Here is an 11,197-nt window from a genome sequence, read left to right on the forward strand (position 1 = left end):
TGGCGGGTTCCGCCTCGAGGGCAGACGCCCTGACCATCGTTCTGGATACGCCGAACCCGACGTTCCTAAGGCCGGCAAGCGGCGACGCCATGTACGTGATGGACGGGACGATCACCCTCGATCCCACCTATCTGGTCGACAGGATCAGCGTCGCCAACGCGTATGACAACGCCACGCATAGCTTCAACGTCGTGGCCGGGTTCGACAAGGGGGTCCTCGACTGGTTCGGCATGGCGTCGGCGACGCCGGGCCTGGGCTACACCGGCCACCTGTTCGATATCACCGTGAGCGCGGGCGACCCCCTCGGGATCTACGACTTCGCGATTGGCGCGCCGTTGCCGGTCTTCATCGTGGGCGAGGAGAATCCGACCCTGGGCATGTTGGAAGCGTCTGCCGATTTCACGATCACCGTCGCCGAGGGCGGCGGGGTTCCAGAGCCGGCGGCATGGGCGCTGATGCTGATCGGGCTTGGCCTTGCCGGTGCGTCCCTTCGCGCCCGGCGCACACCGTCGGCGACCGCCTGACGCGGCGCGTCGCCGCCGTCTTCCCGTGGCCAGTAATCGAGCGCGGTGGCCGCCCGGATCACCACCGCGTCGTCGGCCAGCTTGCGCAGTTCGGTCGCCTGACGCGCTCTAGAACGCCAGCACGCCCTGGTCCGCCCCAGCGGTCCGCGGATCGATTCCGGCGAGCACCAACCGCACCGGCCGCCACGCGCGGCGGTGGATTTCGCACGGCCCCATCGTGACCAACGCCTCGACGTGGATCGGCGCGTTGTAGCCCTTGTGGCTGGCGAAGCCGTAGCCGGGATAGACCGCGTCCATCTGGGTCATCAGCCGGTCGCGGGCCACCTTGGCCAGGATCGAGGCCGCGGCGATCGACTTCGACTTGCCGTCGCCGCCCACCACCGTCTTCACCTCGCAGGGCAGCTTGAACGCGTAGTTGCCGTCCACCAGGGCGAAGGCCGGCCGCACCGCCAGCGCCGCGATCGCCCGGCGCATGGCCAGTCCCGCCGCGTGCAGGATGTTGAGCTCGGCAATCTCCTCGACGCTGGCGAACCCGACACCCCAGGCCACGGCCTGGGCCTTGATCTCGATCTCCAGCCCCTCGCGCGCCTTGGCCGTGAGCTTCTTGGAATCGTCCAGCCCCTTGGGCGTCCGCCGGGGATCGAGGATCACCGCCCCGGCGCTCACCGGCCCCGCCCAAGGTCCCCGCCCCGCCTCATCCACGCCACAGACGGGGCCTCCGGCGAAGGCCTTCTCCAGCAGGAACGTCGGGCCTTTGGCCATCAGCGCGCCAGGGTCTTCACGAACTCATGCCGATGGCAGCAGGTGAGGTGGTCGTTGACCATCCCCACGGCCTGCATCCAGGCATAGACGATCACCGGCCCCGCGAACTTGAACCCCCTGGCCTTCAGCGCCTTGGCGACCTGTTCGGCCAGCTCGGTCTTGGCCGGCACCTCGCCGAACGCGCTCCAGCTGTTCTGTACCGGCTTGCCGCCGACGAAGCCCCAGCAGAACTCGGAGAAGTCCTCGCCGTTGTCGCGCATGGCCAGATAGATCTTCGCCCCATTGATCGCCGCGTCGATCTTGGCGTTGGAACGCACGATGCCGGCGTCGGCCATCAGCCGCGCCCGGTCGGCCGCGCCGTAGCGGGCCACCTTCTCCGGATCGAAGTTGTCGAAGGCCGCGCGGAACGCCTCGCGCTTCCGCAGGATGGTGATCCACGCCAGACCGGCCTGGAACCCGTCCAGCACCAATTTCTCCCAGAGCGCGCGGGACTCGTATTCCGGCACGCCCCATTCGGTGTCGTGATAGGCGGTGTACAGCGGGTCGCCGGCCATGCCGCGCCATTCGCACCGGGTCAGGGACTCGCTCATCGGCGGCACTGTCGCCGCAGCCGGGGCGCCGAAACAAGAGGGGTCGCTTCGATGGCGTTCGAAGGCTTCGAACTGTCACAGATCGCTGTGGACGACGTGTCCCTCAGAGTCCGCCACCGCGGCGGCGGCCCGCCGGTCCTGCTGCTGCACGGCTATCCCGAGACGCACATGATGTGGGCGCGCGTCGCCGAAGGGCTGGCCGCCGACCACACCGTCATCGTCCCGGACCTGCGCGGCTACGGCGCCTCGACCAAGCCGCCGACAAGTGACGACCATGAAACCTCCTCGAAGCGCGCCATGGCCCGTGACGCCATCGGGCTGATGCAGCATTTCGGGTTCGACCGCTTCGATGTGGCCGGCCATGACCGCGGCGGTCGGGTCGCCTACCGCCTCGCGCTCGACCATCCCCAGGCCGTCCGGCGGGTGTCTGTGATGGACATCATCCCCACAGGCGAGGTCTGGGCCCGCGCCGACCGCCGCTTCGCCCTGGCCTACTGGCACTGGTCGTTCCTGGTGCAGCCGAACCCGATGCCGGAAGCCCTGATCGGCGCCAATCCGGAGTTCTTCTTCTTCGAGAGCCAGTTCGGCGGCCTCATCCCCACCTTCGACCGCGAAGCTTACGCCGACTATGTGCGGGCCGCGCGCAACCCGTCGGTGATCCACGCCATGTGCGAGGACTACCGGGCCGGCGCCGGCTACGACCGCCTGCTCGACGAGGCGGACCGCAAGGCCGGCCGCCAGATCGCCTGCCCGGTGCAGGTGCTGTGGGGCGCCAAGGGCGCGCTCGCCGCCTGGTACGACACCCTGGCCATCTGGCGCGAATGGGCGCCCGACGTGCGCGGCCAGGCCCTGGACTGCGGCCACTTCATCCCGGAGGAGAAGCCGGAAGAGACGCTGGCGTTGTTGCGGGCGTTCTTCTCAGAGTAGCCTCCTCTCCCCCCGCGAAGCGGAGAGGGAGAGGGTGGGGAGAGGGCCGGCTGGGCATGTCCGCTTCTCCCGCGAGTGACCCAAGGGCCCGCGGCGGCGACGTTAATGGGTTATGGCTGAACCGACGGCGGATAAGGTTCTCACGCGCCGGCCCTCTCCCTAACCCTCTCCCTCTCCGCTTCGCGGGGGTAGAGGAGATTGCGCCTCGCCCATCCAGGCCGGGCGCTCAAGACGCACCGACCGGCCGTCTACGGTGAGGTCGCGGTCCAGCGCACGGTCCAGCCGGACCAGCGCCATCGCCGCACCGTCGCCGCCCGACAGCACCTCGCCCGCGCGCAGGTCGCCGGCCAGCACCTCGGTCCCGGGCGCAGGCGCCGGGCCTTCGAACACGATCGGCAGCATGCGGCTCTTGATCGAGCCCCTGCGCTTCATGCGAGAGGTCGTTTCCTGGCCGACGAAGCAGCCCTTCTTGAAGTCAATCCCGTTCAGGAGGTCGAAGTTGGCCTCGATCGGATAGGTCTTGTCCGAGCCCCAGTCGGCCGGCCCGGGCACGCCCAGCCGCAGCTTCTGCGCCTCGCGCGCCGCCTCGTCGGCGACCACGGCGCCCGCCGGGACCGCCGCGCCATAGCCGCGCCAGCCCAGCTCCGGCAGCCGCGGGTCGGCGACCCAGCCCGCCCCGGCCGGCGCAGTCCCATCCCCGCCGAACAGGATGCTCACCGGCGTGTCGTCCGGGGCAATCCCGACCTTGGCGCGCAGGCGGTACATCGTCAGCCGCTGGACGATCGCCTCGCGGTGCGCCGCCTCCACGTCCAGCCAGGCGCTGTCCGGGCGCTCGATCACGAACAGGTCGTAGAGCAGCCGACCCTGCGGCGTCAGCAGGGCGCCGAACCGCGCCTGGCCCGGCGCCATCGTCTCGACATCCTGGGTGATCAGACCCTGCAGGAAGTCGCGCCAGTCGGGTCCGTCCAGCGCGATCAGGGCGCGGCTGCTAAGGACGGCATAGGTCAGGGCGTCGGCCATGGCTGCTATTTGGGACGCGCCGCAGTGGAGCGCCACCCCGCGCTTGCCTATAGAGACGCCGATGCCACCCGCCGCCGCCTTCCCGATCCTGTTCATCACGGCCACCCGGATCGGCGACGCGGTGCTGTCGTCAGGCTTGATCCGGCGGCTGCACGACGAGATTCCCAACGCCCGCTTCACCATCGTCGCCGGCCCGGTGGCCGCGCCGTTGTTCGCCCACACGCCTAACCTCGACCGGGTGATCGTGTTCGAGAAGGCCCGGAGCGGCGGCCATTGGTTCGACCTCTGGCGACGGGTGCGCCACACCCGCTGGGGACTGGTCGTCGACCTGCGCGGCTCGGGCCTCTCGCGGTTCCTGTCCACGAAGCGCCGCGCCATCCACCGCAAGAGCGCCGCGCCTGTGCACAAGGTGCTGGAGGCCGCCCGGACCCTGCGGATCGAGGACGAGCCGGCCGCGCCGCACCTGTTCACCAACGCCGACGTCGAGACCTATGCCGACGAACTGACCCGGGGCGAGGGCCCGATCCTGGCCCTGGCCCCGGCCGCCAACTGGGTCGGCAAAACCTGGCCGATGGAGCGGTTCAGCCAGGTGGCCATGCGGCTGCTGCGCGAGCCTGGTCCGCTGCAGGGCGGCCGGCTGATGGTGCTGGGCGGGGCCGACGACGAGACCCTGGCACGGCAGCTCAAGGACGTGGGCGGACGCCGCCTCATTGACCTGGCCGGGAAGGTCGATCTGCTGACCGCCTTCGCCTGCCTGAAGCGCGCGCGGCTGTTCATCGGCAACGACAGCGGCGCCATGCACCTGGCCGCCGCCGCCGGCGTACCGACCCTCGGCCTGTTCGGACCGTCCGACGAACAGCTCTACGCACCCTGGGGCGAACATGCGCGGGCGGTGCGCGGACCGCGCGGCTATGCACAGATCAAGGCCGCGGACCCTGGCTTCACCCAGATGATCTGTCACATGATGGACCTGCCGGTGGAGACCGTCGTCGCCGCCGCCAGAGACCTGCTGAAAGCCACGGAACACTGAGACCCCCAATGCCTGAGACCCCAAATGACTGAGACTTATGATCTGATCGTCCGCGGCGGCGAGGTGGTGAACCATGCCGGGCGCGGCCGGGCCGACATCGGCATCCGGGACGGCAAGTTCGTCGCCATCGGCGACCTGGGCCAGGCCTCGGCCGGCGAGGTGTTCAACGCCACGGGGCTGACGGTGATGCCCGGCGTCATCGACACCCAGGTCCACTTCCGCGAGCCGGGCCTGGAGTGGAAGGAAGACCTGGAGACCGGGTCGCAAGGCGCGGTCCTCGGGGGCGTTGTCGCGGTATTTGAAATGCCGAACACCGAGCCCACCACCACCGACCCCGCCGCCCTGGCCGACAAGCTGGTCCGCGCCGCGGGCCGCATGCACTGCGACCACGCCTTCTACGTCGGCGGCACCCACGAGAACGCGGCCTTCCTGGCCGAGCTGGAGCGCCTGCCGGGTTGCTGCGGGGTGAAGGTGTTCATGGGCGCCTCGACGGGCACCCTGCTGGTGCAGGACGATGAGGGCGTCGAGCAGGTGCTGCGCCACACCAACCGCCGCGCGACCTTCCACTCCGAGGACGAATACCGTCTGGCCGACCGCCGGCCCCTGGCCCGCACCGGCGACTGGACCAGCCACCCGGAGGTCCGCGACGCCCAGTCGGCGCTGCAGTCCACTCACCGCCTGGTCCGGCTGGCGACGAAGCTGGGCAAGCGCATCCACGTCCTGCACGTCACCACCCGCGACGAGATCGAGTACCTGGCCGCCCACAAGGACGTGGCCTCCGTCGAGGTCACCCCGCAGCACCTCACCCTCGAGGGGCCGCAGGACTACGAGCGGCTGAAGGGCTTCGCCCAGATGAACCCGCCCATCCGCGACCATTTCCACCGCATGGGCGTCTGGTCCGGGGTGGCCAACGGCGTGGCCGACGTGCTGGGCTCCGACCACGCCCCGCACACCCGCGAGGAGAAGGCCCGCCCCTACCCGGCCTCGCCCTCTGGCATGCCCGGCGTGCAGACCCTGCTGCCGGTGATGCTGACCCATGTGGCCGAGGGCCGGCTCAGCCTGGAGCGGCTGGTGGACCTGACCAGCCACGGCGCCAACCGCATCTTCGACCTGGCCGACAAGGGCCGGCTGGCGGTCGGCTACGACGCCGACCTGACCATCGTCGACCTGAAGGCGCGCCGCACCATCACCCACGCCCAGATGGCCACCCGCTCCGGCTGGACCCCCTTCGACGGGATGGAGGCCAAGGGCTGGCCGATGGCGACCATCATCCGCGGCCGGGTAGTGATGCGCGACGCCGAGATCGTCGCCCCCAGCCTGGGCCAGCCAGTGCGATTCCGGGAGACGCTGGCGGCGTAACCCTCTCCTCCCGATCGTCATCCCCGGCCTTGTGCCGGGCACCCTTGCCTCAGCTTGCGCGATTCCGTGCGGCAGGCCGCGCGACGCGGCCTGCTCCCGCGACCGGGCCCGCGGGACGATGGATCCCCGGCACAAGGCCTGGGATGACGAGTGAGGGCAGAGGATCGAGTCCTCGCCCTAACTTGCGGCCTGTCGCATCTCCACGCGCTCGCGGCGCAGGGCCCCGATCAACCCTGCGGCGACCCCAGCCATCAGCCAGAGGCCGCCGAACAGCAGGAAGGCGTTGCCCTGCCGGGCGTCCTCCTCGGCAATGACGGCGGCGAACAGCGCCGGCACGCCGCCCCAGTGGAACAGCTTGTCCCGCAGCCCGCGGCCGTCCCACCCCAGGCTCACGATCCGCTCCAGCAGCACCATCGCCGCCACCGCCGCCGCGATCAGGGGCGCATAGGCGGCGTCTGGAGCCGTTCGCCACAGGATCAACGGCAAGGTCGAGGCCAGCAGGCCGGCGGCGACCAGGATCATCCGGCGGCCGGTCGGCGACAGCCGGTGGCGCCAGGCCGCCTCCAGGCTGTGGTGTCCCGTCACGAACGCCCCCGCCGCCAGGTACAGCGGCGCCGCCATGCGCAGGACCGCCGCCTCGCCCAGCTCCGGGGCGATCGCCGACCACACAAGCGCCAGCGGGATCAGGCCGAAGCTCAGCAGCAGCCAGCGTGGCGTCATCGTCCGGATGCGCAGGAATGGCAGCAGCCAGGCGAACGGCAGCGACCAGATCATGTCCACCGGCCCGTTGCGGTCCGGCTCGGCGGTGATCGCCGCCCACGCAAAGCCGATCGTGACCACCAGCGCAAACGCCCACGCCAGCCGCGGGAACGGCGCCGCCCCGGCCGCCGCCGCCAGGTTCGCCAGCATCACAGGCGCCCAGCCGTAGCGCAGCCAGGCCGGCGCGGTGGCCGCGCGGGTCTGCCGCCATCTCGCCCGGCCCCGCGCCAGGCCGAAGATGCTGACCGCCGCCACCACGGCGACGCCGGCCACGGCAACGGCGTAGGCGGCCACGAATTCCGGCCAGCCCCCGAGGCCGAACAGCTCACCCTCGGCCAGCAGCGGCGCGATGACGAACGGCGCGGCGACCACGCTCCAGATCGCCCCGGGCCCCAGCTGGGGTGTGCGCAGATAGGTCGACCACCATTCGACGGCGTCGCTGTCCAGCTCGCCGATCAGGCTGCGGTGGCTGCCATAGATCAGCTCCAGCAGCGCGCGCACCTGGTTGGGCAGGCCGGGCGTCAGCCGGTTGCGCCACTGTCGCGCGCCCACCGGCTTTCGGGTCAGGGCGACGAAGGCGCCATGGCGCGGCGAGCTGGGCGCCTGCAACTGCAGCAGCAGCGCGATGTCCTCGCGCCGGGCCAGCACCATGGCGCCCAGGTCGGAGCGCGCCGCCAGCCGGTCGCTCGACCAGCCGAACTCGGCGATCGCCGGGTCGACGATCGCCGCGGCGACCAGGCCGCCCTGCAGGATCAGCCGGCCCACCTGGGCCTCGACCTGGCTGCGGACGCTGACGGCGTCCATGGCGCGGGCGGCGACCACCGCCCTGAACGCCGCACGCGCGGCGTCCCGGTCCGCCGCCGGCCCCGTCACCGCGTCGCGCAGCCGCGCCAGGGCGGCGTCCAGCACGTCGATCTCCTCGCGGCTGACCCGGTCGATAGCGGGTGCGACTGCGGCTGGAACCGGCGGCGGCGCATCGTCCCAGGTCACCGCCGCCTCGACCGCCACCGACCGCTCCGGCTGGGCGGCCAGTCGCAGCGCTTGCTCGTAGGCCGCGCGCAACGCCTGGAACCCCGCCGCGTCGTCCTCGGGATGCACCGCCTTCAGCCGGACAGCATAGGCCCGGCGGATCGCCGTTCGGTCGCGCGTGGCGGCGATCCCCAGCGTGCGCCAGATCGACAGCCCGCTCACAGCCAGGTCTCGCCCTCGAGCGCGTCCAGCTGCTTCAGCAATTCCACCCGCGCCTGCTCGATAGCCCGCGGCTCCTGCTTGTCGAGATGCAGCTCGAACTCGGTGATGCAGCGGCCGATGAACTCGCGCCGGTCGCCCAGGAAGGCCTCGTAGCAGCGCGCGGCGCGGGCCAGGGCGTGGCGGTTGGCGTCGCTGTCGCGCGGGTGCTGCTTCAGCCGCGCCAGCGACTCGCGCCGGGCGATCACCTGCGCCGGCGTCATGCTCTCGTCGCCCAGGATCACCAGCTCATAACGCTCGCCGGTGCGGGGCACATGCACCTCGACCTCCAGCAGCCCGTTGATGTCATAGGTGAAGCGGACGTCGACATTGACCTCGCCGGCCGGCGCCGGCGGCACGTCGGCCGCCAGCTGGCCCAGCAGCACGTTGTCGGCCACCTGGCGCGACTCGCCCTGGTAGATGTTGATGTCCACCCGCCGCTGGTTGGCCGACAGCGTCCAGTAGCTCTCCACCCGGCTGGCCGGGATGATCGTGTTGCGCTCGATGATCGGCGAGAAGATGCCGGCCTTGACCTGCCCGTTCGGCCCCCGCTCGCCCGCCTCCACGCCCAGGGTGTAGGGGCAGACGTCGGTCATCACGACCTCCTTCAGCGCCACGTCGCGGGCCTTCAGCCCCGCCTGCACCGCCGCGCCCACCGCCACCGCCTCATCCGGGTGGACGGCGTGGCTTGGGAAGCGGCCGAACATCCGGGTCACCGCCCGGCGCACGATCGGCATCCGCGTCGCCCCGCCCACCAGCACTACCTCGTTCAGGTCCTCGGCGCGGATGCCGCTGTCGCGCAGCGCCCGCAGCACCGGCTCGCGCAGCCGGGCGACCAGCGGCCCGGCGGCTTCCTCGAACAGCTCAGTCGATATTTCGGCTTCGAACACCTGGTCCTTCCAGGTCACCGCCATCCGCGCCGCCGGCTGGTCGGTGAGCGCGCGGCGCGCCCGCTCAGCGGCCTCGCGCAGCCGCTGCGTCAACACCGGGTCGCCCCGGTCGGCGTCGGCGAACGGCGTCTTCAGGGCCCGCTGGAAGGCCTCGATCATCGCTTCGTTGAAGTCCTCGCCGCCCAGCAGGGTATCGCCCGTGGAGGCGCGGACCTCGACGATGCCCTCAAAGATCTCCAGGATCGAGACGTCGAAGGTGCCGCCGCCTAGGTCGAACACCATGAACCGCGTCTCGGCGCCCAGTTCGTGGATGCCATAGGCCAGCGCCGCCGCCGTCGGCTCATTCAGCAGCCGCTCGACCTTCAGGCCCGCCAGCTCGCCGGCGCGGCGCGTGGCCTTGCGCTGGCGGTCGTTGAAATAGGCCGGGACGGTGATCACCGCCTCGGTCACCGGCTCGCCCAGGAACGCCTCGGCGTCGGCCTTCAGCCGCCTCAGCAGCAGGGCCGACAGCTCCTCCGGCAGGAAGTCGCGCTTGCCCAGCCGGGTCTTGCGCGTCGAGCCCATGTAGCGCTTGAACGCCGTGGCGGTCAGCGAGGGGTGCGTTGATTGCCGCTCGCGGGCCTGCAGGCCGACCAGCACCTCGCCGCCCCCCGCCCCCCTGGCGCCCTCATCCAGGCTGACCGCCGACGGCGTCAGGGTGTGGCCGAGGCTGTTCGGGATCAGCACCGCCGCCCCGTCGCGCCAGACGGAGACCGCGCAGTTGGTGGTGCCCAGGTCGATGCCGATGATCATGAAAGTCTTACGCCCACTGGCCGTTCGCCCGTCTCTTGCGCCGTCTTTGTTGCGGCCAGAAGACCGCCCAGGCCAGGCCCAGGATCGTCAGCGCCGCGTATGACACCGGCGCCCACAGCACCTTATCCGACCGGCGGAGCGGCCCGAGCCGAGCCGTCCGCTGCGCCTCCGTCTCCGGCGGCGCGTCGGCCCGCGCCGTCGCCGCGGCCTGCCGATGGTCGATCTGCTCGGCCGCCTTGTCGAGGCTGAGCTGGAAGCTCATCGGGATGGTGATCTTGGCCCCGGCCACCGGCGTCCCGTCGACCGTGGGCGGCTGCACCCGATAGAATTTCGCCGCCTGCATCAGGGCCGCGCCGAAGCCGAAGCCCGGCGGGTCTTCCGAGGCGATCACGCACTTCTCCAGCTGCGTCGACGGCGCGATCTGGCAGGTGATCACCGCCCGGCCCATCTTGGCGTGCCGCAGCGCGTCCGGCGGGTAGAGCATCTCGGTCTCGGCGTCCGTCGGCGTGCGCAGGACCTTGGCCTTCTCCACCTGCGGCGCCTCGGCCTTGTTCAGCCTGGCCGCCTCCCGCGTTGCCTGGGCCGGCTCCGGGGGCGAGGCCGTGTCCTGTGCGCCAGCCGTCGCGGCCACGAGCGCCGCCGCCAGGGTCGACGCACCAATCGCTATCCGGCGCCACGGCCGACCGAGAGCCAAACTCACACCCCCTGAAATCCGGCCCGACCGCCACGCCGCCCCTGGCCTGGAAGCTGGCAAAATCAGCCGGCTTCCACAAGCACGCGCAACCGGCTGTCGAATCTGCCGCCGCCCGCGCGTCTCCCCAGGTGACGCACGCCTCCGCGTCGCGCACTCTGACCCCGGAAAGGGACCCCGCCATGCAGTACATGATCCTGATCTACGAACCCGAGACCGCGTTCGAGGGTGCGGCCGGCAAGACCCGCATGACCGACATCGTCGCCAAGCACATGGCCCTGGCCGCCGACCTGCGCGCCAAGGGCATCCAGAAGGACGGCTCCGGCCTGCAGGGCATCGCCACCGCCACCACCGTCGTCACCCAGAACGGCCAGCAGACGGTCCACGACGGCCCCTTCGCCGAGACCCGCGAGCACCTGGGCGGCTACTACATGATCGAGGTGCCGAACCTCGACGATGCGCTGGCCGTCGCCAGGCGGGTGCCGGTCGTGGACGGCGGCAAGGTCGAGGTGCGGCCGCTGATGGTCCACTAGGATGTTCGGCGCGGCGATCTCGGCGGCGCGGCCGCGGGTGGTCGCCGCGCTGGCCGCGCGGCTGCGCGACCTGGACCTGGCCGAGGACGCCTT

Annotated in this window: 11 protein-coding genes; 5 read left to right on the top strand and 6 right to left on the bottom strand. The window is 71.2% G+C overall.

What is annotated here, in order from left to right:
- The coding region (locus Q0R13_RS19825) for a PEPxxWA-CTERM sorting domain-containing protein (protein WP_293907211.1) at positions 1 to 524 on the top strand (524 nt) is incomplete at its 5' end.
- A 108-nt stretch (positions 525 to 632) separates the two neighbouring features.
- On the opposite strand, the gene Q0R13_RS19830 is transcribed toward Q0R13_RS19825, so the two are convergent.
- Positions 633 to 1,286, bottom strand: coding sequence for a ribonuclease HII (locus Q0R13_RS19830; protein ID WP_293907213.1), 654 nt, complete (start codon positions 1,284 to 1,286; stop codon positions 633 to 635).
- Complete coding sequence (locus Q0R13_RS19835; RefSeq protein WP_293907215.1) at positions 1,286 to 1,876, bottom strand: DNA-3-methyladenine glycosylase I; 591 nt, start codon at positions 1,874 to 1,876, stop codon at positions 1,286 to 1,288. The genes Q0R13_RS19830 and Q0R13_RS19835 overlap by 1 nt, the downstream gene beginning before the upstream one ends.
- A 51-nt stretch (positions 1,877 to 1,927) precedes the next feature.
- On the opposite strand from Q0R13_RS19835, the gene Q0R13_RS19840 reads away from it, so the two are divergent.
- Positions 1,928 to 2,803, top strand: a complete 876-nt coding sequence (locus Q0R13_RS19840) for an alpha/beta hydrolase (protein ID WP_293907217.1) — start codon at positions 1,928 to 1,930, stop codon at positions 2,801 to 2,803.
- Between the two features lie 159 nt (positions 2,804 to 2,962).
- Here Q0R13_RS19840 and Q0R13_RS19845 read toward each other — a convergent pair whose 3' ends face one another.
- Positions 2,963 to 3,823 (bottom strand): folate-binding protein YgfZ, encoded by an 861-nt coding sequence (locus Q0R13_RS19845; RefSeq protein ID WP_293907219.1) that lies wholly within the window; start codon positions 3,821 to 3,823, stop codon positions 2,963 to 2,965.
- 61 nt (positions 3,824 to 3,884) lie between these two features.
- Here Q0R13_RS19845 and Q0R13_RS19850 point away from each other — a divergent pair, with 61 nt between their 5' ends.
- Both Q0R13_RS19850 and Q0R13_RS19855 read left to right on the top strand, forming a co-directional pair.
- Positions 3,885 to 4,853 carry a glycosyltransferase family 9 protein gene (locus Q0R13_RS19850; RefSeq protein WP_293907221.1) on the top strand — a complete coding sequence of 323 codons (969 nt, stop codon included), beginning with the start codon at positions 3,885 to 3,887 and terminating at the stop codon, positions 4,851 to 4,853.
- Positions 4,854 to 4,877: 24 nt separating this feature from the next.
- Positions 4,878 to 6,212 carry a dihydroorotase gene (locus Q0R13_RS19855; RefSeq protein ID WP_293907223.1) on the top strand — a complete coding sequence of 445 codons (1,335 nt, stop codon included), beginning with the start codon at positions 4,878 to 4,880 and terminating at the stop codon, positions 6,210 to 6,212.
- A gap of 177 nt (positions 6,213 to 6,389) precedes the next feature.
- Here Q0R13_RS19855 and Q0R13_RS19860 read toward each other — a convergent pair whose 3' ends face one another.
- Genes Q0R13_RS19860 through Q0R13_RS19870 form a run of 3 tightly spaced genes read right to left on the bottom strand, consistent with a single transcriptional unit; the run spans position 6,390 to position 10,511 of the window.
- On the bottom strand, positions 6,390 to 8,162 hold the full coding sequence (locus Q0R13_RS19860; protein ID WP_293907225.1) for a hypothetical protein: 1,773 nt from the start codon (positions 8,160 to 8,162) through the stop codon (positions 6,390 to 6,392).
- Complete coding sequence (locus tag Q0R13_RS19865; protein ID WP_293907227.1) at positions 8,159 to 9,880, bottom strand: Hsp70 family protein; 1,722 nt, start codon at positions 9,878 to 9,880, stop codon at positions 8,159 to 8,161. Before Q0R13_RS19865 ends, Q0R13_RS19860 begins: the two co-directional genes overlap by 4 nt.
- A gap of 7 nt (positions 9,881 to 9,887) precedes the next feature.
- Complete coding sequence (locus Q0R13_RS19870) at positions 9,888 to 10,511, bottom strand: energy transducer TonB (RefSeq protein ID WP_293907229.1); 624 nt, start codon at positions 10,509 to 10,511, stop codon at positions 9,888 to 9,890.
- Between the two features lie 242 nt (positions 10,512 to 10,753).
- On the opposite strand from Q0R13_RS19870, the gene Q0R13_RS19875 reads away from it, so the two are divergent.
- Complete coding sequence (locus Q0R13_RS19875; protein WP_293907231.1) at positions 10,754 to 11,104, top strand: YciI family protein; 351 nt, start codon at positions 10,754 to 10,756, stop codon at positions 11,102 to 11,104.
- The last annotated feature ends 93 nt before the right edge of the window (positions 11,105 to 11,197 follow it).

It is taken from the genome of Phenylobacterium sp., assembly GCF_025351295.1.
GTDB lineage: Bacteria > Pseudomonadota > Alphaproteobacteria > Caulobacterales > Caulobacteraceae > Phenylobacterium.